At 42.9% G+C, this 22,823-nt stretch carries 23 protein-coding genes; 17 read left to right on the top strand and 6 right to left on the bottom strand.

Annotated elements, in window-relative coordinates; all coding sequences use genetic code 11:
- Window positions 1-22 precede the first annotated feature (22 nt).
- The 3 genes from aroA to ribD all read left to right on the top strand — a co-directional run bounded on the left by aroA (window position 23) and on the right by ribD (window position 3,370).
- Window positions 23-1,318 carry a 3-phosphoshikimate 1-carboxyvinyltransferase gene (aroA, locus tag BWP33_RS09735; RefSeq protein ID WP_002641491.1) on the top strand — a complete coding sequence of 432 codons (1,296 nt, stop codon included), beginning with the start codon at window positions 23-25 and terminating at the stop codon, window positions 1,316-1,318.
- Between the two features lie 64 nt (window positions 1,319-1,382).
- Window positions 1,383-2,252 carry a ribosome small subunit-dependent GTPase A gene (gene rsgA, locus BWP33_RS09730; RefSeq protein ID WP_002641492.1) on the top strand — a complete coding sequence of 290 codons (870 nt, stop codon included), beginning with the start codon at window positions 1,383-1,385 and terminating at the stop codon, window positions 2,250-2,252.
- A gap of 26 nt (window positions 2,253-2,278) precedes the next feature.
- Complete coding sequence (ribD, locus tag BWP33_RS09725; RefSeq protein ID WP_002641493.1) at window positions 2,279-3,370, top strand: bifunctional diaminohydroxyphosphoribosylaminopyrimidine deaminase/5-amino-6-(5-phosphoribosylamino)uracil reductase RibD; 1,092 nt, start codon at window positions 2,279-2,281, stop codon at window positions 3,368-3,370.
- Between the two features lie 52 nt (window positions 3,371-3,422).
- Here ribD and rplI read toward each other — a convergent pair whose 3' ends face one another.
- The 5 genes from rplI to BWP33_RS09700 all read right to left on the bottom strand — a co-directional run bounded on the left by rplI (window position 3,423) and on the right by BWP33_RS09700 (window position 5,750).
- On the bottom strand, window positions 3,423-3,875 hold the full coding sequence (rplI, locus tag BWP33_RS09720) for a 50S ribosomal protein L9 (protein ID WP_002641494.1): 453 nt from the start codon (window positions 3,873-3,875) through the stop codon (window positions 3,423-3,425).
- 15 nt (window positions 3,876-3,890) lie between these two features.
- On the bottom strand, window positions 3,891-4,121 hold the full coding sequence (rpsR, locus tag BWP33_RS09715) for a 30S ribosomal protein S18 (RefSeq protein ID WP_002641495.1): 231 nt from the start codon (window positions 4,119-4,121) through the stop codon (window positions 3,891-3,893).
- Between the two features lie 5 nt (window positions 4,122-4,126).
- Window positions 4,127-4,423 carry a primosomal replication protein N gene (gene priB / locus BWP33_RS09710; RefSeq protein WP_002641496.1) on the bottom strand — a complete coding sequence of 99 codons (297 nt, stop codon included), beginning with the start codon at window positions 4,421-4,423 and terminating at the stop codon, window positions 4,127-4,129.
- On the bottom strand, window positions 4,424-4,807 hold the full coding sequence (gene rpsF, locus BWP33_RS09705) for a 30S ribosomal protein S6 (protein WP_002641497.1): 384 nt from the start codon (window positions 4,805-4,807) through the stop codon (window positions 4,424-4,426).
- Between the two features lie 205 nt (window positions 4,808-5,012).
- Complete coding sequence (locus BWP33_RS09700; protein WP_002641498.1) at window positions 5,013-5,750, bottom strand: TatD family hydrolase; 738 nt, start codon at window positions 5,748-5,750, stop codon at window positions 5,013-5,015.
- A gap of 341 nt (window positions 5,751-6,091) precedes the next feature.
- Between BWP33_RS09700 and carB the strand changes: the two genes are divergently transcribed.
- A complete protein-coding gene (carB, locus tag BWP33_RS09695) occupies window positions 6,092-9,316 on the top strand; it encodes a carbamoyl-phosphate synthase large subunit (protein WP_002641499.1) in 3,225 nt (1,074 codons plus the stop codon).
- Window positions 9,317-9,569: 253 nt separating this feature from the next.
- Entirely contained in the window at window positions 9,570-10,340 is a 771-nt protein-coding gene (gene pgeF, locus BWP33_RS09690; RefSeq protein ID WP_002641500.1) for a peptidoglycan editing factor PgeF, read from the top strand.
- 307 nt (window positions 10,341-10,647) lie between these two features.
- Here pgeF and BWP33_RS09685 read toward each other — a convergent pair whose 3' ends face one another.
- Window positions 10,648-11,814 (bottom strand): NAD(P)H-dependent flavin oxidoreductase, encoded by a 1,167-nt coding sequence (locus BWP33_RS09685; RefSeq protein ID WP_002641501.1) that lies wholly within the window; start codon window positions 11,812-11,814, stop codon window positions 10,648-10,650.
- 364 nt (window positions 11,815-12,178) lie between these two features.
- On the opposite strand from BWP33_RS09685, the gene BWP33_RS09680 reads away from it, so the two are divergent.
- The 12 genes from BWP33_RS09680 to BWP33_RS09625 all read left to right on the top strand — a co-directional run bounded on the left by BWP33_RS09680 (window position 12,179) and on the right by BWP33_RS09625 (window position 22,787).
- A complete protein-coding gene (locus BWP33_RS09680; protein WP_002641502.1) occupies window positions 12,179-12,739 on the top strand; it encodes a hypoxanthine-guanine phosphoribosyltransferase in 561 nt (186 codons plus the stop codon).
- A gap of 231 nt (window positions 12,740-12,970) precedes the next feature.
- Complete coding sequence (gene eno / locus BWP33_RS09675; RefSeq protein ID WP_002641503.1) at window positions 12,971-14,257, top strand: phosphopyruvate hydratase; 1,287 nt, start codon at window positions 12,971-12,973, stop codon at window positions 14,255-14,257.
- Between the two features lie 80 nt (window positions 14,258-14,337).
- Window positions 14,338-14,607 carry an FtsB family cell division protein gene (locus tag BWP33_RS09670; RefSeq protein WP_002641504.1) on the top strand — a complete coding sequence of 90 codons (270 nt, stop codon included), beginning with the start codon at window positions 14,338-14,340 and terminating at the stop codon, window positions 14,605-14,607.
- An 80-nt stretch (window positions 14,608-14,687) separates the two neighbouring features.
- Window positions 14,688-15,824 (top strand): M14 family metallopeptidase, encoded by a 1,137-nt coding sequence (locus BWP33_RS09665; RefSeq protein ID WP_002641505.1) that lies wholly within the window; start codon window positions 14,688-14,690, stop codon window positions 15,822-15,824.
- A 154-nt stretch (window positions 15,825-15,978) separates the two neighbouring features.
- On the top strand, window positions 15,979-17,019 hold the full coding sequence (locus tag BWP33_RS09660) for a type IV pilus twitching motility protein PilT (protein ID WP_211206386.1): 1,041 nt from the start codon (window positions 15,979-15,981) through the stop codon (window positions 17,017-17,019).
- A 193-nt stretch (window positions 17,020-17,212) separates the two neighbouring features.
- Window positions 17,213-18,385 carry a PilT/PilU family type 4a pilus ATPase gene (locus BWP33_RS09655; RefSeq protein WP_280522805.1) on the top strand — a complete coding sequence of 391 codons (1,173 nt, stop codon included), beginning with the start codon at window positions 17,213-17,215 and terminating at the stop codon, window positions 18,383-18,385.
- Between the two features lie 115 nt (window positions 18,386-18,500).
- The gene (locus BWP33_RS09650) at window positions 18,501-18,938 is read left to right on the top strand and encodes a peroxiredoxin (protein ID WP_002641508.1); all 438 of its coding nucleotides are present in this window, start codon (window positions 18,501-18,503) and stop codon (window positions 18,936-18,938) included.
- Between the two features lie 42 nt (window positions 18,939-18,980).
- Window positions 18,981-20,201, top strand: coding sequence for a 5-(carboxyamino)imidazole ribonucleotide synthase (locus BWP33_RS09645; protein WP_002641509.1), 1,221 nt, complete (start codon window positions 18,981-18,983; stop codon window positions 20,199-20,201).
- Window positions 20,188-20,526: a P-II family nitrogen regulator gene (locus tag BWP33_RS09640; RefSeq protein WP_002641510.1), complete on the top strand. Its 339-nt coding sequence runs from the start codon at window positions 20,188-20,190 to the stop codon at window positions 20,524-20,526. Before BWP33_RS09645 ends, BWP33_RS09640 begins: the two co-directional genes overlap by 14 nt.
- Window positions 20,527-20,566: 40 nt before the next feature.
- Window positions 20,567-20,950 (top strand): MAPEG family protein, encoded by a 384-nt coding sequence (locus BWP33_RS09635; protein ID WP_002641511.1) that lies wholly within the window; start codon window positions 20,567-20,569, stop codon window positions 20,948-20,950.
- A 41-nt stretch (window positions 20,951-20,991) separates the two neighbouring features.
- Window positions 20,992-22,083: an MBL fold metallo-hydrolase gene (locus tag BWP33_RS09630; protein ID WP_002641512.1), complete on the top strand. Its 1,092-nt coding sequence runs from the start codon at window positions 20,992-20,994 to the stop codon at window positions 22,081-22,083.
- A gap of 128 nt (window positions 22,084-22,211) precedes the next feature.
- Window positions 22,212-22,787: a TerD family protein gene (locus BWP33_RS09625; RefSeq protein WP_002641513.1), complete on the top strand. Its 576-nt coding sequence runs from the start codon at window positions 22,212-22,214 to the stop codon at window positions 22,785-22,787.
- Window positions 22,788-22,823 lie beyond the last annotated feature (36 nt).

Here is a 22,823-nt window from a genome sequence, read left to right as displayed (position 1 = left end):
ACTAAAAGCATAATCATTTGATATGAATGAATTTATTTTCTTACCGCCGCGCCAATTGAAAAGCAGCAATACCGTTGCTTTACCAGGTTCTAAAAGCATCAGCAACCGCATTTTATTACTGGCTGCTTTGTCTGACAATGTTTGTCAAATTCACTCATTGCTACAATCAGATGACACCGATAGAATGCTCGAAGCCCTTGAAAAATTAGGTATTCCATTACAAAAAAGCCTTTCAGGCAGCCTAAAAGTAACTGGACAAAATGGCGTATTCCCCAACCAACACGCCGATTTATTTTTAGGCAATGCTGGCACGGCGTTTCGTCCTTTAACGGCTGCTTTGGCGATTTTGGGGGGCAATTACCATTTGTATGGCGTGGCACGAATGCACGAACGCCCAATTGGTGATTTGGTGGACGCACTGCGTATTGTGGGTGCAAATGTGGAATATTTAGGCAATGAAGGTTATCCACCTTTACAAATTCATGATTTCACAGATACAAAAATTCGCAAAATCCCCATCAAAGGCGATGTTTCTAGCCAATTTTTGACAGCGTTGTTGATGGCATTGCCACTCACGGGTAAAGCGTATGAAATTCATGTGCAAGGTGAATTAATTTCTAAGCCATATATTAATATCACATTGAATTTAATGAAAAAATTTGACATTCATGTGGACAATCAAGCCCATCAGATTTTCAGATTGCCTGCAAAAACACACTACCGTGCGCCAGAACTGATTCATGTAGAGGGCGATGCGTCTAGCGCAAGTTATTTTTTAGCGGCAGGCTTATTGTCGGGCAAACCCGTGCGCGTAACGGGTTTGGGCAAACACGCCATTCAAGGCGATGTGGCGTTTGTGCATGAATTGGAAAAAATCGGTGCGACCGTAACATGGGGCGATGATTTCATTGAAGTTTCTCGTGCGGTGAATCAATCCATTTTACCGTTTGATTTGGACGCGAATCACATTCCCGATGCAGCGATGACATTGGCGATAGTGGCTTTAGCAACAGGTGCGCCTTGTGCGATTCGCAATATTGGCTCGTGGCGCGTGAAAGAAACCGACCGCATCACTGCGATGGCAACCGAATTAAGAAAAGTTGGCGCAATAGTCGTAGAAGAAAATGATGCAATTTATATTACACCGCCTAAGCAATTAATTAATAATGCAAAAATTGATACCTACGATGATCATCGGATGGCAATGTGTTTTTCACTGGTATCGTTGTTGGGCGTATCGGTTACCATTAATGACCCCAAATGTACGCATAAAACTTTTCCAACTTATTTCCAAATATTCAATGAGTTAGCTGAATAGCTTAGGCAGCTTGAAAAAGCCTTTCAGGCTGCCTGAAACATATTTTCTGATTGACAAGATATTCATGACCCAATCCACCGCCCAAATCATTACCAGTTACGGTCGCCGCTATATCGTCCGCACCCATTCTCAACAAATCTACGAAGCCAGTACGCGTAGCAAACGCACCGATTACGCATGTGGAGATTTCGTTAATATTCAATTAATTAACCAAGAGCAAGTGGTGATTGAATCGGTTTTACCGCGCCAAAGTTTGCTTTATCGCCAAGACGCGTGGAAATCCAAATTGATTGCCGCTAATGTATCGCAACTTATTATCGTGGTGGCAGCAATTCCTAGCCCAAGTGAAACTTTGTTGCAACGCGCTTTGATTGCAGCGGAAGCGGCAGGTATTCACGCGATTATTGTGTTGAATAAATCAGATTTGCCCGAGACAAATGCATGGCGAGAAAAATTTTCATTTTATGAAACAATTGGTTATAAAATTATTGAATTATCCGCGCATCAAGATGTAGGCAGCCTGAAAACGGTCTTACATGGGCAAACCAATATTCTGTTGGGACAGAGTGGTATGGGTAAATCCACGCTGACTAATGCATTGCTGGGCGAACAACGCGCACGTACCAATGATATTTCCGCCGCATTGGATTCTGGTAAGCACACCACAACTCATGCACAACTTTATGATTTAAATGAAAAAACCAAATTGATTGATAGTCCAGGACTGCAAGAATTTGGTTTACATCATTTGCAGCCCTATGATTTACCGAATTATTTCCCTGATTTGCGCCACTTGATTGGACGATGTCGTTTTCATAATTGCACGCATCGTGCCGAACCCAATTGCGCGTTTAAAATGGCAGCTGAACGTGGTGAAATTCGTGCCGAACGCTTGGCATTATTGCAAAAAATTACTGATGAATTAATTGGTTAATTTAAAGATAAATTATTTTGAAAATCATGGCCACTCATTTTTCCGATTTAGACCATGCACATATGCACCGTGCCCTAGAATTGGCATGGCAAGGGCGATTCTCCACATCCCCAAATCCTCGCGTAGGCTGCGTTATTGCACACGGCGAACAAATTGTAGGACAAGGCTTTCACGTTAAAGCAGGCGAACCCCATGCCGAAGTCCATGCCTTACGTCAAGCTGGTTCATTGGCGCAAGGCGCAACCGCTTACGTTACCCTTGAACCGTGCGCCCACTACGGCAGGACGCCGCCTTGCGCCGAATCCTTACGTGAATCAGGTGTGGCAAGAGTTGTAGCAGCCATGCGCGATCCCAATCCGTTAGTTGCAGGCAAAGGTTTGGCGATTTTAACGGCGGCGGGCGTATTGGTAGAATGCGGCTTGCTGGAACACAAGGCACGAGAGTTAAATCGTGGATTCTTAAGCAGAATTGAACGAAAACGCCCCTTTATTTCACTGAAAATGGCTGCCAGCTTTGACGGCAAAACTGCTTTATCTGATGGGTGTAGCAAGTGGATTACAGGCGAATTGGCGCGTTCAGATGTGCAGCAATTACGCGCCCAAAGTTGCGCGATTCTCACGGGCATTGGTACAATTTTGGCGGATAATCCACAATTAAATGTTCGCCAATTCAACACGTTGCGCCAACCAATTCGTGTGATTTTGGACAGTTATTTCAGGCTGCCTGAAAAAAGCCAAGTGGTACAAGATGATGGTGAGACTTGGCTATTTACTTTGACTGATACGCCTAGCTGGGTAGCAAAATATGAAAATCTACGGGTTTTCAGGCAGCCTGAAAAAATAGCGCAATTGAATTTACATTGGGTCAGCGAAATTTTGGCACAAAACGGAGTCGGAGAAGTGTTACTAGAAGCTGGGCAAACTTTGGCAACTGCCTTTCTGCAAGCCGATTTGGTTGATGAAATTGTGTATTTTCAATCACCTAAAATTCTTGGTAATACAGCGCGTGGTATTTTCAAGCTGCCTGAAAATCCAACTGTTTTAACTAAATCTCCTGATTGGCGTACAATTTCCGTAACCTCAATCGGAGATGACATCAAATGGGTTTTACAAAAATAAAAAACAGCCTGAAAAGAAGAAATTTCTCTTCAGGCTGCCCTATTTGTTAAAATTATTCAGTTGCGGGAACAACCACTAATTTAATGGCTGCAACCACATCTGCATGTAATGCAATTTCTACATCATATTCGCCAATGGCTTTGAATGGTCCTTCAGGCAAACGTACATTTGATTTAACTACTTCAATACCAGCAACTTTGATGGCATTGGCGATATCTGCATTGGTTACAGAACCGAACAAGCGACCGTCAACCCCTGCCTTTTGCGCAACGGTAATGGTTTGACCATCTAATTTAGCTTGACGAGCTTGGGCATCTGCCAATGCTGCAGCTTGTTTGGCTTCAAGTTCAGCACGAAGAGCTTCAAATTCTTTCAAATTGGCTTCAGTAGCGCGTTTTGCTTTGGCTGTAGGAATCAAAAAATTGCGAGCGTAACCATTTTTTACAGTTACCACATCACCCAAATTGCCCAAACCAGCAACGCGTTCCAACAAGATAATTTGCATAATATAAACTCCTAATTATTTATGTTGGTCAGTGTAAGGCAGCAATGCCAAAAAGCGAGCGCGTTTCACAGCAACTGCCAATTGACGTTGGTAGTGAGCCTTAGTACCAGTGATGCGAGCAGGAATAATTTTGCCGTTTTCAGTGATGAAATCTTTCAGCAAATCCACTTGTTTGTAATCCACTTCTTGGATCTTTTCTGCAGTAAAACGGCAGAATTTACGGCGTTTAAATGTTTGACGAGCCATGTCGTTTAACCTTTATATTTTGTAATATGTTGAATTCGCAGCATAGGGCGATTACTTCGTTGGCTACGTTGTGCCAGAAAACCCGTTACGGTAACGCATTCACCCTGCTCATGCTGCCATGCTTGTGCATTTTGACCAATGATTCGCGCAGGAAGTTCAAATTTAATTTGACAAGGAATATGATTTTCCTCTTGCCAACTCTCGTGCTGCAACATCACATCTAAAATAGGTGTACCCGATGGCGTATAACGCAACACATCTACCCGTTGCAAAATCGCAGTCAATGTAAATTGATTATCCAATTATGCTTCAGCAGCTTCTTCTTTTTCAGTCTCATCGCGTTCATTAACAATGAGGCTTTTTGATTTTTCTTCACGCATCATCGGAGATGCTTCAGTAATGGCCGATTTGGTTTGAATCGTTAAATGGCGCAATACCGCATCGTTAAAACGGAATGCCGTTTCCAACTCATCTACGGTCGCTGGCGTGGCTTCAATATTCATCAACACATAGTGTGCTTTGTGGATTTTATTGATTGGGTAAGCCAATTGGCGACGACCCCAATCTTCCAAGCGATGGATTTTACCGCCTGCTTCGGTAATCATGGTTTTATAGCGTTCTACCATAGCGTTGACTTGTTCGCTTTGGTCAGGATGAACGATAAACACGATTTCGTAATGACGCATGTTATCTCCTTACGGGTGGTTAAAAACAGCCACTCGCCATGCGAGTGCGAGCAGCAAGGTTTACAAAGGGCGAAATTATAAGAAATTTTTGATTTTATCGCAAGCATTCTTTTCAGGCTGCCTGAAAGATGCATCATCCAACAAAAAAACAATAAACACAGGTCCTAATTGGAGATGAGAAGATTGGAGATAATAAGCAAAAAAATCAATCAATTAATAATTCCAAAAGATTTTGTTCCAATTGCATCGCCAAATCCATCAATGAAATTTGGCGTGATTTAGCGACAATTTGCGCAATTTTCGCAACATTTGCTGGCGTATTGGTGTGATTTGGCTGCATATATGGGCTATCGGTTTCTAAGAGAACGTGTTCCAATGGCAATTCTATTGCTGCACGATGCGCTTTTTTGGCATTCGGATTCAACAGTAAACTTCCTAACCCAATTTTAAAACCCAGTTTAATCAAAATATTGGCTTCTTCAATGCTGCCTGAAAATGCGTGAACAATACCACCACATTCAAATTTTAACTGTTTGATTGTATTGACAATGAGTGCTGTGCTACGGACATTGTGAATAATTATTGGGCGATTAAATTGTTTGGCTAATAAAATTTGCCTTTCAAAAATAGATAATTGAATCTCTTTCGGTATTTGAATCAGCGCGTCTAAACCGATTTCACCAACCCAAACTCGCGGATTTTCCACCAAAATCGTTGCTAAGTCAGCAAGAAAATCCCCTTGATTTTCCGCAAACCAAGGGTGTAAACCCACAGCCACCGCACGCACACCAGTTACCGAATTCATTGATAAAACAGCTTGCCAATCATTAGGTTGCGTGGCTGGCACCACAAAACCCGAGACACCCGCATCGTGTGCTTGCGTCAAAATTTCAGGCAGCCTGAAAGCCAAATCCGCCAAATGACAATGCGTATCCGTAAACATATTAAAATTCTCAAATAAAAATAATAGCATAACACGTTTTTCAGGCAGCGTGAAAGTCTTGCGCGATTTGTCAAGACTTGAATCCATCGCCTATTTCACTTAGAATGCCTTGCTTTCCTGCATGGCAAATATGAAAGCACGTTACACAATTTTTTGAAGTTGTGGCGCGTGTTTTTTTTTAAGTAAAATTTATTCAGGCAGCCTGAAACGTTTTGCAAACTTTATTCTTTAATTCCAAAACAAAGTAAAAAATATTTTGGATATACTCAAAATCAAATAACCCACATCATGAATAAACAGATGCAGAACTAATTAAATTAATCATTTAAGAAAGACCCAAAATGCCCAAAAGAACCGACCTAAAATCCATCTTAATCATTGGTGCAGGCCCAATTGTGATTGGTCAAGCCTGTGAATTTGACTATTCGGGCGCACAAGCGTGTAAAGCATTGCGCGAAGAAGGCTACAAAGTCATCTTAGTCAATTCCAACCCCGCCACCATTATGACCGACCCCGAAATGGCTGATGTTACCTACATTGAGCCAATTATGTGGCAAACTGTTGAGAAAATTATCGCCAAAGAACGCCCCGACGCGATTTTGCCAACCATGGGCGGACAAACCGCGTTGAATTGCGCCTTGGATTTAGCACGCAATGGCGTATTACGCAAATACAATGTTGAATTGATTGGCGCAAGCGAAGACGCGATTGACAAAGCCGAAGACCGCGGACGTTTCAAAGACGCAATGGCGAAAATTGGCTTGAATACGCCCAAATCTTTCATTTGCCATACCATGAACGAAGCCTTACGCGCACAAGAAGAAGTGGGTTTCCCAACTTTAATTCGTCCGTCATTCACAATGGGTGGTTCGGGTGGTGGTATTGCCTACAACAAAGATGAATTTTTGGCGATTTGCGAACGCGGTTTTGACGCATCACCAACCCATGAATTGTTGATTGAACAATCGGTTTTGGGTTGGAAAGAGTACGAAATGGAAGTCGTGCGCGATAAAAACGATAACTGCATTATCGTGTGTTCCATTGAAAACTTCGACCCAATGGGCGTGCATACAGGCGATTCCATTACCGTTGCGCCTGCACAAACTTTGACTGACAAAGAATACCAAATTATGCGTAATGCTTCGTTGGCGGTATTGCGTGAAATTGGCGTGGACACAGGTGGTTCTAACGTGCAATTTGCGGTGAATCCTGCCAATGGCGAAATGATTGTGATTGAGATGAATCCGCGTGTGTCGCGCTCGTCTGCATTGGCAAGTAAGGCGACTGGTTTCCCGATTGCTAAAGTAGCCGCAAAATTGGCAGTGGGTTTCACACTAGATGAATTGCGTAACGACATTACAGGCGGTCGTACACCTGCATCGTTTGAGCCTTCTATTGATTATGTCGTTACTAAAATCCCACGTTTCGCATTTGAAAAATTCCCTGCTGCAGACGACACCTTAACCACGCAAATGAAATCGGTGGGCGAAGTCATGGCAATGGGACGCACCATTCAGGAAAGTTTCCAAAAAGCCCTACGCGGTTTAGAAACAGGCTTATGCGGTTTCAATCCACGTTCAACCGATAAAGCCGAAATTCGCCGTGAATTGGCAACGCCACGTGCAGAACGTATGTTGTTTGTGGCGGACGCATTCCGCGCAGGTTTCTCAATCCAAGAAGTTTACGATATTTGCAAAATTGATGATTGGTTCTTGGCACAAATTGAAGATTTGGTTAAAGAAGAACAAAAAATCAGTTCAGGCTGCCTGAAAGATTTGGATTATCCAACTTTGCGCCGTTTGAAACGCAAAGGTTTTGCAGATAAACGCATTGCCCAATTATCGAATATCAGCGAAAAAGAAGTCCGGGAACACCGCTATGCTTTGAATTTGCATCCTATTTACAAACGCGTGGATACTTGCGCAGCAGAATTTGCAACCGACACCGCTTATTTGTATTCCACTTACGAAGAAGAGTGCGAATCACGCCCAACCGATAATAAAAAGGTGATGATTTTAGGCGGCGGCCCGAACCGCATTGGTCAAGGTATTGAGTTTGACTATTGTTGCGTCCATGCGGCGTTGGCATTGCGTGAATCAGGTTTTGAAACGATTATGGTCAATTGCAATCCTGAAACCGTTTCCACTGATTTTGATACGTCCGATCGCTTGTATTTTGAACCATTGACTTTAGAAGATGTGTTAGAAATTGTGCGCAAGGAAAATCCTTGGGGCGTGATTGTGCATTATGGCGGTCAAACGCCATTGAAATTAGCAAACGCGCTGGTTGAAAATGGTGTCAATATCATCGGTACATCTGCCGATAGCATTGATGCTGCTGAAGATCGTGAACGTTTCCAAAAAGTGTTAAATGATTTGGGACTGCGTCAACCGCCCAATCGTACAGCTCGTGCAGAAGATGAAGCCTTGCGTTTGGCGGAAGAAATTGGGTATCCATTGGTGGTTCGTCCGTCTTATGTCTTGGGTGGTCGCGCAATGCAAGTAGTTCATTCTCCTGAACAATTACAAACTTATATGCGCGAAGCGGTGCAAGTTTCAGAAGACAGCCCTGTTTTGCTGGATTTTTTCTTGAATAATGCAATTGAAGTAGATGTGGATTGCGTGTCAGATGGCGAAGAAGTCGTGATTGGTGGCATTATGCAACACGTTGAACAAGCAGGCATTCACTCGGGCGATTCAGGCTGCTCTCTGCCTCCGTATTCGTTGAGTATTGAAACTCAAGATGAAATCCGCCGCCAAACCAAAGCGATGGCGTTTGCCTTGAATGTCAAAGGTTTGATGAACGTACAATTTGCTGTACAAGATGGCGTGGTATTTGTGTTGGAGGTAAACCCACGCGCCAGCCGTACTGTTCCATTCGTATCCAAAGCAACTTCTGTGCCGTTAGCAAAAATCGGTGCGCGTGCAATGGCTGGTATCTCATTGAAAGAACAACAGGTTACTAAAGAAGTTGTACCTGATTTTTATGCAGTCAAAGAAGCGGTGTTCCCATTCATTAAATTCCCTGGTGTGGACACAATCCTTGGGCCTGAAATGCGCTCAACAGGCGAAGTAATGGGTGTTGCCGAAACCTTTGGTGAAGCATATTTGAAAGCACAATTGGGTGCAGGCGAGCGGATGCCAACTACGGGCAAAGTATTTGTGGCGGTAAAAGATGCAGACAAGCCTTTGATTCTCAATACAGTTAAAAATTTCTTGTCATTGGGCTACGGTGTGTGCGCGACACGTGGTACAGCCGCTTATTTGGCAGAACATGGCATCACTGTACAAATCGTCAATAAAGTATTGGAAGGTCGTCCGCATATCGTTGATTCTATTAAAAATGGCGAAATTGCACTGGTCATTAACACCACATCCAGCGACACGCAATCCATTTCGGATAGCCACTCTATTCGCCGTAGTGCATTGATGGCGCGTGTACCACAATATACCACCATCGCTGGGGGAGAAGCCATGAGTGAAGGGGTCAAATCATTGAATCAATTAACGGTTTTAAGTGTTCAAGAATGGCATCAACGCATCGCGAAAATTGCAAAAAAAGCATAATCGTTGAATAAATTCAATATAAGGATTTTGCGAAAGCTTCGGGCTGCCTGAAAATAAAATCAAATTTTCAGGCAGCCTTTATACGACGGTGCAATGAATTCAGGACGTTACAACCTGTACAAATCTGAATTTAAAGCACGCCTACACTTACCATAACATACTGTTCTAACATGGTAGACGTAACCGTCTTTTACCATTTGATTTCACTATATTTTTAGAGTCGCTATTTCATCATCAATCAGGAGTCCACGTTATGTCTCATTCACTTTCGCAAGCCATTCATCTTCCCAATGTGCTTTCAGGCAGCTATTTTGTCGCCAATTGGCACGCCCCAAAAAATGTCAAAACACTCATTACTACGCGTAATGGTGGCGTGAGTCAAGGCGTGTATGCCAGCTTAAATGTGGGCGCACACGTTGGCGACAACCCCGACCATGTTGCACGAAATCGCGCATTGGTACAACAAAATGTGCCTGTGCCAATGGCATATCTCAATCAAATTCACAGTGCTGAAGTGGTACGCGCCACCGACAGTCTCCATGTACCGCTCAATGCAGATGCATCATGGGACAATACGGGAAAAGTCGCGTGCGCAGTCATGACAGCGGATTGTTTACCTGTATTATTTTGTGATTGTGCAGGTACGGTTGTGGCGGCGGCGCATGCGGGTTGGCGCGGACTGGCAAATGGCGTATTACAAAATACAGTAGCAGCAATAGGCGTTGAACCTGTTGAATTAATGGCATATTTTGCACCAGCCATTAGCGCGGAAGCCTTTGAAGTGGGCGAAGATGTGTTGGATTCGTTTCCATTGGATAAAGCCAAACAAGCCTTTACGCCCATTGGTCATGGCAAATATTTGGCGGATATTTATTTGCTCGCCAAACAGATTTTGCAACACGAAGGCGTTACGCAAATTTCAGGGGGCGAACATTGTACCGTATTGGAACGCGATGCGTTTTTCTCGTATCGGCGCAATGGTCAAACTGGCAGAATGGTCAGTGCCATTTGGTTAGAAAATTAATTGAACGCGAATTTAGAACCTGTATGCACAGTCAAAGCACATGTTTTTTTGCCTCATTTATGAATTTTATGTCAATAGGAACATTGGCATAAAATTCGCCTTACATTCGTACTAATTGGGACAAAAATCCATTTCACGTTGGCTATGAATACAGGTTCTTAGAATCAAGTCCAAAAGCAGAAATCACGCATTCTAAATGCCTTTGCAAACCTAAAATTAAAATATATTGATTAGATAGAATTAGAAAAGATTCATGTTAAAGGTTTTGCAAAGGTTTCAGGCTGCTTCTGTTCACAAATAATGAAAATTATTTGATGGCGACCAATTGTCCTGTTAGCAGATATTCCACTGTTTCTCGGACAGATTTCATGGTTGTACCAAATGGCAATGGGTCTTTACCACGGAAAAACAAACCCTTATCTACTTCGCCACGGAAAGCTTCGGCTAATTTCAAATCGATGCAAAATTGTCCAGCGTTGGGCAATCCATCGCGTAAGCCGCAAGTTGTTAAACAATTAATGCCTTGTGTGCAACGTTTGGGGTCCGCTTTGGCGTTGGCTTGTAATTTTTCTTCGCGTTTGATGTAGCTAGACAGGAATCGAGTTGCCACGCCACGTGCAGGTAAACCAGCAACCGACATAAACTCAACTACTTGCTCACGTTCTGCACCCATTAATGTATTTTTGAAATTGATGTGCGCATCACCTTCTTTGGTTACTGCGAATGCTGTGCCAATTTGCACCGCATTGGCACCCCATTCGCGTAAAGCGGTAGACACCTTTTGAAAATTTGCCATGCCACCTGCTAGAATCATGGGAATTTTTTCGCGTTCTAAATCTAATTGTTTAAATAATTCAAAAGTTTCTTCTAAAACACGTTTAAAATCAAATTTTTCATCGTTTACGCCTTTGACGGTTGCCGAACCTAAGTGTCCTGCCGCGTGGGCAGGGTGTTCAATGACAATTGCATCGGGTAATACACCTTTTTTCATCCAACGTTTCAACACGATACCAATCCCACGCGATTCCGACAAAATTGGAAATAAAGACACATTTTTGCGATAATCGCCCACTAATTCAGGCAAATCCAATGGTAAACCTGCGCCCATGACAATGGCATCTGCGCCCGATTCGCAAGCTTGACGAACTAAAGCTGCGTGGTCTTTGACGGCTTTCATGACGTTTACGGCAATCATGCCTCGTCCTTCGCTTTGGGTTTTGGCTTTTTGGATTTCGCGGTTCAGAGCGATGAGATTGAGTCGCGTGTATTTTTCTTCGGACGGATTGATTTTGGATTCGGCTAATAAATCTTCGTGCAGATGGCGTAAATCCACGCTGGCGATGGTGCCAATGCCATTTTCACGCGCCACGGCACTGGATAAGCTGGACGCTGAAACCCCTACACCCATACCGCCTTGTACGACTGGAATGAATTCTTTGTTACGGATAATCAAGGGATTGAAAGAGTTATTCATGTTTTTCTCCAATGAAGATGTGTGTAGTAGGCATTATACTCTATAATTTCAAATGAATACTCTAATTATCAGTACAAAAAACTGTAAATATTTTCAGGCTGCCTCTTTATAATAAAAAATATTTTTAAAACAATAAAATAGCTTCTATCAGTAAATTAATATTTGGTGTTAAAACAAATCATCTTTTATTTTCAGGCTGCCTGAAAATGAAAAATATTGCCACAGAGATGGTTTTTAACATACCATTTTTGAGCATTACTCAAATCTTTGGTGAGTGCCGCATCCACAGCATGCCAAAACTGCGCTAAAATTATTCTGAGGTTGCCTGAAAATCACATTTTTTATTTTATTGGGAGAAAATATCATGACAAAAAAATCATCTTGCTATTTGGACGCAATGGCCATGCTCGAAGCAGCAGATGAAATCCATAGCCCACAAGTGTGCGAACAAGCGTTGCAGCACATGGCGCAAGACATCACGCGTGATTTGGGTGAAACTTATCCATTGGTGCTGGCGGTGATGGGGGGAGCAGTGGTTTTTACAGGTAAATTATTGCCGTTATTGAAATTTCCATTGGATTTTGATTATATTCACATTACGCGTTATGGTGATCGTTTGCAAGGGGGCGAATTTGAATGGTTACGCGAACCTTATGAGGTGGCAGGGCGTGATGTGTTGGTATTGGACGACATTTTAGACGAAGGGCATACCATGAAAGCGATTGTGGCAGAAATCATGGCGCGTGGTGCAAATAGTTGTCATTCGGCGGTGTTTGCTAATAAATTATTGCCAAAAAATAAAGCCATTACTGCGGATTATGTGGGTTTGGACGTACCCAATCGTTTTGTGTTTGGGTTTGGCATGGATGCAAAAAAATTGTGGCGCAATTTGGACGGTATTTATGCTATGTCGGAGCCTGATTAAAAAATAGGCAGTATTTAATTATATTGTCATAACAGTGAATTAAGCGACTTATCCACACAAATTTTCAACGATTTTTGTAGATAAGTTTGACTGAAGATTTTTTCAGGCTGCCTGTAAAAATGCGTTGGCGAATTCCTGAAAACATTTACAGCTACACTACGCGATAATAAATAAAGCAGGTATAATTTCCGAAAATTTCTTATCCCTAAAACTTAGCACAGGAGCTAAATGATGAGTGCAATTATTGATATTGTTGCCCGCGAAATTTTGGATTCACGCGGTAATCCGACGGTGGAATGTGATGTGTTGTTGGAAAGTGGTGTAATGGGTCGTGCAGCTGTCCCCAGTGGCGCATCTACTGGCGAAAAAGAAGCCTTAGAATTACGCGATGGCGACAAATCTCGCTATTTGGGCAAAGGCGTGTTGAAAGCCGTTGAACACGTGAACAATGAAATCGCTCAAGCCCTGATTGGCATTGATGCCAGTGAACAAAGCTACATTGACCAAATCATGATTGATTTAGATGGCACCGATACCAAAGCGCGTTTGGGTGCAAATGCGATGTTAGCGGTTTCTTTGGCGGTGGCGCGTGCGGCGGCTGAGGATGCTGGTTTGCCGTTGTATCGTTATTTGGGTGGTGCTGGGCCCATGGCGTTGCCTGTACCGATGATGAATGTGGTCAATGGCGGCGAGCATGCTAACAATAGTTTAGATATTCAAGAATTTATGATTATGCCTGTGGGTGCAGCATCATTCCGTGAAGCTTTGCGTTGTGGTGCAGAAATTTTTCATATGTTGAAAAAATTGTGCGATAGCAAGGGTTTTCCAACCACAGTAGGCGATGAAGGTGGTTTTGCACCAAATTTAAATAGCCACGAAGAAGCTTTGCAATTAATTATGGAAGCCATTGAAAAAGCAGGTTATAAAGCTGGTGAGGATGTGTTGCTGGCATTGGATTGCGCCTCCAGTGAATTCTACGAAGGTGGCAAATACCACTTGAGCGCGGAAGGCAAATCTTATACCAGCGAAGAATTTGCGGATTATTTGGTCAATTTGGTGGACAAATACCCCATCATTTCCATTGAAGACGGCATGGACGAAAATGACTGGGCAGGTTGGCAATATTTAACCCAAAAATTAGGTAGCCGTATTCAATTGGTGGGTGATGATTTATTTGTTACCAACCCAAAAATTTTGGCACAAGGCATCAAAGAAAATGTGGCCAATGCATTGTTGGTCAAAGTGAATCAAATCGGTACGTTAAGCGAAACCTTGAAAGCCGTGGATTTGGCCAAACGCAATCGTTATGCCAGCGTGATGAGTCATCGTTCGGGCGAAACCGAAGACAGCACCATCGCTGATTTGGCCGTCGCAACCAATTGTATGCAAATCAAAACAGGTTCGTTAAGCCGTTCTGACCGCATGGCAAAATACAACCAATTGTTGCGCATTGAAGAAGAATTGGGTGAATCAGCTTACTACCCTGGTGTAGAAGCGTTTTATCAAGTAAAACGTTAAAATTAAAATAATAAAGGCAGCCTGAAAACAAGTTACACTGATTTTTCAGGCTGTCTCACCAATAAAAAAGTAGGATAACAATGAAATATATTTCCATCGTATTAACAGTTGTGTTTTTGGGTTTACAATACCAAATTTGGTTTCACAACGGCGGATTGCGCAATCAATACGAAACCATGAAACAAAAAGCCGAAGCCGCCGATGCACAAAATCAAGCTTTGGTGGAACGAAATGAAGCACTCAAAGCCGAAGTTGATGATTTGAAAAACAGCTATGATGCGGTTACTGAAATTGCACGTAATCAACTTCACTATATTCAATCTGGCGAAACTTTTTATAAAATTCAATAATTTCAATTTTTCAGGCAGCCTGATTAACATTTAACAATAAATCCAACCAATTCAGGCAGCCTGAAAAATAAGGACAAAACATGAAAATCACCACACAATTTGACGCAGGTTCTATTTTTGTTAAAGATTTAACTCATCCTGATAATATTCGTTTGGCGTTGCGTCCTGACAACGCGTCTGAATTTGCACAATGGTTTTATTTTCGTTTGCAAGGTGCGGCGTACACGCGTTGCACGATGAATTTTGAAAATGCTGCCCAATCAGCTTATCCCGAAGGCTGGGAAGATTATCAGGCAGTGGCATCGTATGACCGCCAAAACTGGTTCCGCGTGCCATCACGTTACGAAAATGGCGTGTTTACGATTGAACACACCCCGCTGGCAAACAGCATTTATTATGCGTATTTTGAACCATATTCACACGAACAACATTTAAATTTGTTGGGCGAAGCACAAGGCAGCGGTCTGTGTCAAATTGATGATTTGGGCAGCACCGTGCAAGGGCGCGACATTAATTTGTTAACCATTGGCAGCCAAGCCGAAAGCGATTTGAAAATTTGGATAACGGCGCGTCAGCATCCTGGCGAGACGATGGCAGAATGGTTTATAGAAGGTTTGTTGATGCGTTTGCTGGATTCGCAAGACCCAACAGCGCGTGCTTTGTTGGATCGCGCCACATTTTATATTGTGCCGAACATGAATCCTGATGGTGCATTTTTGGGTAATTTGCGTACCAATGCGGCTGGCGCAAATTTGAATCGTGAATGGCTTGAGCCTAGCGTAGAAAAAAGTCCCGAAGTTTATTACGTGCGCCAAAAAATGCACGAAATAGGTGTGGATTTATTCTTGGATATTCATGGTGATGAGTCTATTCCGTATGTGTTTGTGGCGGGGACAGAAGGTGTGCCAAATTACAACACGCGTATTGAGCAATTGCAAAATCAATTCAAAGCCGCTTTCCAGGCAGCCTCGCCCGATTTTCAAGATGAATTTGGCTATGAAAAAGATTTGCCCAATCAAGCCAATATGACTTTGGCAACGCATTATGTGGGCAATGAATTCAAGTGCTTGGCGTATACATTGGAGATGCCATTCAAAGACAACGCCAATCTACCAGACGATGATTTTGGTTGGAGTGGGCAGCGTTCATTGCGTTTGGGCGAAAGTATTTTGAATGCGATTTTAGCGGTGTCGCCAGCATTGCGGCGTGAGTCATAAATATTTTCAGGCTGCCTTGTGTGTGGAAACCCACAATTTAAAAAAAAATTCATCTATTTGAATTTGAACTCTTATCAAGTTACTTAAATTTCTTTACAATACCCCTTATTCTTATTTCATCAATAATTTATTTTTAAGGTTACAAAATATGTCTATGCAAATTACCGATTTACTCGCGTTTGGTGTGAAAAATAAAGCATCAGACTTGCATTTGTCTGCGGGCTTGCCACCGATGATTCGTGTACACGGTGATATTCGCCGCATCAACTTGCCTGAAATGAATGCAGAAGACGTGGGTAACATGATTAGTTCTGTGATGAATGATTTGCAGCGCAAAAACTATCAACAAAATTTGGAAACCGACTTTTCGTTTGAATTGCCCAATATTGCGCGTTTCCGTGTGAATGCGTTCAATACCAATCGTGGGCCGGCGGCCGTATTCCGTACCATTCCGAGCAAAGTCTTGACTTTGGAAGAATTGAAAGCGCCACGCGTGTTCCAAAAAATTGCAGATACGCCGCGTGGTTTGGTGTTGGTAACAGGACCAACAGGTTCGGGTAAATCCACCACGCTGGCAGCGATGATTGACTATGTGAACCAAAATGAATCTGGGCATATTTTAACTATTGAAGACCCAATTGAATTTGTGCATCAATCCAAAAAATGCTTGGTAAATCAACGCGAATTGCATGAACACACCCACAGTTTTGCCAATGCGTTGAAATCGGCTTTGCGTGAAGACCCCGATATTATTTTGGTGGGCGAGATGCGCGACCCCGAAACCATTGGTTTGGCGTTAACTGCTGCTGAAACAGGGCATTTGGTATTCGGTACATTGCACACCACATCTGCCGCCAAAACCGTAGACCGTATTATTGACGTGTTCCCAGCAGGCGAAAAAGAGATGGTGCGTTCTATGCTGTCTGAATCGTTACGCGCGGTTATTGCTCAGACTTTGATGAAAACCAAAGATGGTAAAGGTCGTGTTGCCGCGCATGAAATTTTGGTTTCTACTCCTGCGGTGCGCAACTTGATTCGTGAAAATAAGATTGCACAAATCAACTCTACATTGCAAACAGGTCAAAACTACGGTATGCAAACGCTTGACCAATGCTTACAAGATTTGGTGCGTCGTGGCATCGTGTCGTTAGAAGATGCGCGTGCTAAAGCTGCTAACCCTGATATGATTAACTAGTTTTTCAGGCTGCCTGAAAACAAAATAAATGGGTCTTAATATTATGGACGAAAACAAACAGCCAGCAGATGTGGCATCGCTACTGTCGGGTTTGGTTAATGATTATAAAACCAGTCACCCTGAATTAGCTGCAAAAGAACGCGCTCAAGCACGTCAAGCCGCCAATGAAATGTTGGTAAAATCACAACAAGAAATGCCTTTGACATCAATGGATAACAACAGTTCAATGGGCATGATGGGAACCACGTTGCACCCTTTGCTTGAAAAAATGGCAATGGAATGTGAAAAGCGTCAAGCATCGGATATTTTTATTAGCGCAGGTTTTCCGCCATCATTTAAAATTAATGGCGAATTACTTCCTGTACCGCTTAAGCCTTTGACTGCAAATGATACGCAAACACTGGTGTATTCGACCATGATGCCTGAGCAACGCGCCAAGTTTGATAAAGAATTGGAATTGAACTATTCGGTACAATCTGCAGGTGGCATTCGTTTCCGTGTGAACGCTTATCATGAGCAAGGTCGCGTGGGCATGGTTTGGCGACGCATTACCACCAAAATTTTGACGGTTGATGATTTACAATTGCCACAAGGTTTGAAAGATTTGGCGATGCAGCCGCGTGGTTTATTGATTTTGGCAGGGGCAACGGGTTCGGGTAAATCCACGTCTATGGCAGCGATGTTAGACTGGCGTAACAAACACTCGGCTGGTCATATTGTTACCATTGAAGACCCTGTGGAATATTTGCACAAACCCATTAAATCTATTTTTACCCAACGTGAATTGGGGACGGATACCAATTCTTGGTCTATGGCAGTGCAATCTGCCATGCGTCAAGCACCTGATGTGGTGTGTGTGGGTGAGGTGCGTAACGAACATACAATGGAATACGCGTTACAATTGGCGCAAACAGGGCATTTATGTATTTTCACCATTCACGCGAACAATGCTGTGCAAACCATTGAACGGATTATCAACTTTTATCCAGAAGAGCGTCATCAACAGGTGTTAATGGATTTGGCGTTGAATACGGTGGGGATTGTTGGACAACGTTTGGCGCGTTTGAAAGATGGCGGGCGTACTGCGATTGTGGATTTGCTGATTAACTCTCCTGCGATGCAAGACCATATTTTCAAAGGTGAATTAATGGAAGCAATGGCGTTGATGAATCGTTCAGGTACAGACGGTATGCAGACATTTGACCAAGATTTGTTCCGCTTGTACACCGAAGACCGCATTTCATATGATGAGGCCTTGCGTCAAGCTGAATCCGTGAATGACTTACGCCTGAAAATAAAATTGTGGGAAGAGGGTAATTCTGAGACACACATCTTTGACCGTGTAGAAAGTTTGAGTTTAGAATAATTGCGTTTCAGGCTGCCTGAAAAACGGATAGCCGCAAAGTTAGGAAAAATACTTTGCGGCTTTTGTTTTATGAAAATATGAATAAAATCTGAAAATAAATCATGGGCTGATTAATATGGAATTTAGTTTACCGTCATCATCTGGCGAAATGTGGGCAAGTGCTGAACATTTACCATTAGTTGTGTATTTTTATCCGAAAGACAACACCGCAGGTTGTACAACGGAAGGTTTGGATTTTAATCGTTTGCTGCCTGAATTTCAGGCGTTGGGATATACGGTTGTGGGGATTTCGCGTGATGGTGTGAAATCGCATCAAAATTTTTGCACCAAACAAGGTTTTCAATTTGAATTGTTGAGTGATGTTGATGAGACGGTTTGTCGTCAATTTGATGTATTAAAATTGAAAAAAATGTATGGAAAAGAATATATTGGTGTTGAACGAAGCACATTTGTGTTGAATGAAGTTGGCGAAATGGTTCACGAGTGGCGTAAGGTGAAAGTGGCAAATCATGCGCAAGAAGTGTTGGATTATGTGAAAAATCAGGCAGCCTGAACTTTTGCAAATTGCGAAGGTTTTCGTTTGAAAGAATAAAATATGTCTCAAAACAAAATTTTTCCCCCTGCCATGTTGGGGATTTTGGGTGGTGGTCAATTGGGTAGTATGTTTACTGTTGCTGCTAAAACAATGGGTTATCGAGTAACCGTGCTGGATCCCGACCCGAATGCACCTGCTGCGCGTTTTGCGGATTGTCATTTGTGTGCGCCGTTTGATGATGTGAATGCGTTGGCGAAATTGGCGCAATGTGCTGCGGTTACGACCGAATTTGAAAATGTAAACGCGCAAGCCATGCGCGATTTAGCGCAACACACGCGCGTGTCTCCCAGTGGTGATTGTGTGGCGATTGCACAAAATCGGATTGCGGAAAAATCGTGGATTCGCAAAGCAGGTTTGCAGACTGCACCTTATCAAGTTATTGAAAAATTAGATGATATTAACGAATCCAGTTTGGCATATTTGTCGGGAATTTTGAAAACCGCAACTTTGGGTTATGACGGAAAAGGGCAGATTCGTGTTCACACATTAACAGAATTACGCGAGGCATTTCAAACGCATGGTGGTGTGCCGTGTGTGTTGGAGAAAATGGTGGATTTGCGAGCTGAAATTTCGGTGGTGGTTTGTCGGTTAAACGGTGAGCAGATTGCCACGTTTGATCCAGCTGAAAATATTCATGAAAATGGCATTTTGGCGTATTCGCTTGTTCCTGCTAGGCTGTCTGAAAACTTGCAAAATCAAGCGCGTAAAATGGCTGTACGGTTGGCACATGAGTTGAATTATGTGGGTGTGTTGGCGGTAGAAATGTTTGTGGTTGGCGAGACACAAGATTTAATTGTGAATGAAATCGCACCGCGTCCGCATAATAGTGGACATCATACAATAGATGCTTGTTTATTCAGTCAATTTGAACAACAGGTTCGTTTGATGTGTGGGCTGGTACCCGCAGATACGCGGCTGTTGCAACCGTGTTGCATGGCAAATATTTTGGGTGATGTGTGGGGTGATGAGGGCAGCGAACCCAATTGGGGGGCAGTTTTGGATAATCCATTGGCGCATTTGCATTTATATGGCAAAATGCAAGCGAGGGTAGGGCGCAAAATGGGGCATTTGACGGTATTGGCAGATGATGCCACAACGGCTTACGAGTTCGCTAAAAATATTCGCGCAAAATTAGAAAAAAAAATAGCGTGTTCGGCCAAAATCAGGCAGCCTGAAAGATTATTAATCAAGCATGAAGGATTGTATGATGAAAAAAATTGAAGCTATTATTAAGCCATTTAAATTAGATGATGTGCGTGAGGCTTTGACCGAAATGGGCATCACGGGTATGACTGTGTCTGAAGTCAAAGGTTTTGGGCGACAAAAAGGACACACCGAGATATATCGTGGTGCCGAATACGCGGTGGATTTTTTGCCCAAAGTTAAGCTGGAATTGGTGTTGGCAGATGATATGGTGGAGCGTGTGGTTGATGTGATTGTGGAGGTGGCGCGTTCTGGTAAAATCGGCGATGGCAAAATTTTCATTTTGCCTGTAGATGAGATTATCCGCATTCGTACAGGCGAAAAAGACGAAGCCGCTATTTAATGAGTTAGTTTTTTTATTTTTTTAACCATAGGATTTTGAAATGACTTTTGCTTATTTTACTCTGTTGATTTTTATTTTGTTGAATCTGTTTTGTGCTGCATACGCCAAAAAATTAGCAGGATTTACACCTGCCAATAATCACGACCCACGTGACTTTCTTGCCAAAGCCACAGGTAAAGCTGCTCGCGCCAACGCCGCCCAACAAAATGGTTACGAAACTTTTGCGGCATATGCGGCGGCGGTTATTGTTGCACACGCCACAGGTGATGCCAGTCAGGGTGTGATTAATTTTTGGGCATTTGTGTTTATCGTGTCGCGTGTGGCGTTCATTTGGTGTTATGTGCAAGACAAATCGTGGATGCGTTCGGCCATGTGGGGCGTGGGCTTTTTGAGTATTGTGGCGTTGTTTATTGCTGCGATTTAATTGAAATGTGAAAAGGCTGCCTGAAAATATTCAAGGTAAACATGAAAAAACGATACAAATATCCCTTATTTTTTCTCATGGGATTGGGTGCAGTCGTAGCGACATTCGGTGCGATTGCTTACCGTAATTTTGGCGATTTGCCCGACCCAGCGCGGTTTAGTCATTTGCCGTATTACCAAAATGGCGTGTTCACCTCTGGCGTGGAATTATTCTATAAACCCGACAAAATCACAGGTAAACGCGGTTTGTTTTACGGTGCACCATTTTCGCCTAATCGCCCGAAAAATCCACTGCCTATGGAAAAATTAAGTACGCAACATTTTAGGCAGCCTGAAAATTTTGCTTACTATTGGCTCGGACACGCCAGCGCAATTGTGGAATTAGATGGCAAACGTTTATTAATTGACCCCGTATTTGGTAATGCTGCGCCTGTCCCTTTTGTCATGCCACGTTTTCAGGCTGCTCCAATTGCACGTAAAGACTTGCCTAAAATTGATTTAGTTGTCATTACTCACGACCATTATGACCATTTAGAAGCCGATTCCATGCGCGATTTTGCCAAGCGTGATATGCGTTTTCTTGTCCCATTGGGCGTAGGCGCAAGGCTGCAATCGTGGGGCGTGGCAGCCGATAAAATTACCGAAATTGGTTGGGGTGAAAGTGCGCAATTTGACAGCATCAAATTTACCGCTGAACGCACCATTCACTATTCTGCTCGCACTGGACGAGACCGTAGCAAAACTTTGTGGGCAGCTTATGCCATTGAAGGTAAAAATAAAAAAATTTTTGTTGCGGGCGATGGCGGTTATGGTAAACAATTTGCTGAATATGGCAAAAAATACGGCGGATTTGATTATGCGTTGATTGAAATTGACGGTGGCAATTTGGGTTGGGAACGAACGCATATGTTCCCTGAACAATCTGTTCAGGCAGCCCAAGATTTAAACGCCAAAATATTGCTGCCTGTTCATTGGGGCGTATTTGATTTGGCTTTGAATCCATGGAAACAATCTATTAGTAGGGCTGATATCGCTGCGAGACAAAAAGGCATACCCATGCACGTTCCGAAAATGGGTGAACGTTACACGGGCGAACATTATCAACGCGAAAATTGGTGGGAAAATATTGAATAAGTGTTTTTTCAGGCAGCTTGAAAAAGCGTATACGAATATACATATTTGCGTTATGATTGAGTCATCATTTTTTGTTCAGGCTACCTGAATATTTCTGTTCACATTTCACATTTTTTGGAGTAGTTAGCATGGCAATCAGTTTACAAAAAGGCGGCAACGTCAATTTAAGCAAAGAAGCACCATCATTAACACAATTGCACATTGGTTTGGGCTGGAATGTCCGTGTAACCGATGGCGCAGATTTTGATTTGGACGGCAGCGCATTTTTACTTGATGCGTCTGGTAAAGTACGTTCAGATGCGGATTTTATTTTTTATAATCAAAGCACGTCTGACAATGGGGCGGTGATGCACAAAGGCGATAATCGTACTGGCGCGGGAGATGGCGATGATGAAGTGATTGAAGTGAATTTGAATCAGGTGCCGCCGTCTGTAGACAAAATTGCGTTGGCGGTAACGATTCACGATGCTGATGTGCGTGGGCAGAATTTTGGTCAAGTTTCCAATGCTTATGTGCGTTGTGTCAATGGCGAAAGCAATGTGGAAATTGCGCGTTTTGATTTATCGGAAGATGCTTCGGTGGAAACTGCCATGATTTTCGGTGAAATTTATCGCTACAATGGCGAATGGAAATTCAAAGCGGTTGGGCAAGGATTTAAAGGTGGTTTAGCGGCATTGGCACAACATTTTGGTGTGAATGTGTAATTTATTTAGGCAGCCTGAAAATGGAGCATATTCATT

This window comes from Simonsiella muelleri ATCC 29453, from assembly GCF_002951835.1.
Taxonomy (GTDB): domain Bacteria; phylum Pseudomonadota; class Gammaproteobacteria; order Burkholderiales; family Neisseriaceae; genus Simonsiella; species Simonsiella muelleri.
This window is presented reverse-complemented; position numbering and strand designations above follow the sequence as displayed.